The sequence below is a fragment of the Flavobacterium cupreum genome (assembly GCF_003996965.1).
In the GTDB taxonomy this organism is placed as follows: Bacteria; Bacteroidota; Bacteroidia; order Flavobacteriales; family Flavobacteriaceae; genus Flavobacterium; species Flavobacterium cupreum.
In genome coordinates this window covers 1-296 of sequence record NZ_QWDM01000217.1, presented here as the reverse complement: position 1 = coordinate 296, position 296 = coordinate 1, and the positions used below count along the sequence as shown (strand labels likewise).

Sequence of the window (296 nt, the reverse complement as noted above, 5' to 3'; positions counted from 1 at the left end):
CTGACGGTGACGGCGTCGCCAGGGCGTGTGGCCACTTGCCAGGTTCCCTTGTCGGTCTTGCTGACGGCGAGCGCTTGGCCCTTGGCGTTGACCGCCTTGAACTGGCGACGCCGTTGGCGGAGTTGACGATCTGGTAGCGGCCAGTGCGCCAGTTTGGCATCTGCACATCGAGCGTATTGCCGGCAACTGCGGGTAAGGTGGCGCGCACTTCGGCCAGATGCTGGGCGGCGTCGGAAACGCGCAGCTGATAGTCGACGTCGGCATGGGCAGCAGGTGCTGCGCCAAGCAGGAACAAG

The 296-nt window shown here is 65.2% G+C and carries 1 protein-coding gene; it reads right to left on the bottom strand.

The window, feature by feature from the left end:
• Nucleotides 1–296, bottom strand: a 296-nt coding sequence (locus D0817_RS27225) for a M61 family metallopeptidase (protein ID WP_202866546.1), incomplete at both ends; no start/stop codon positions are given.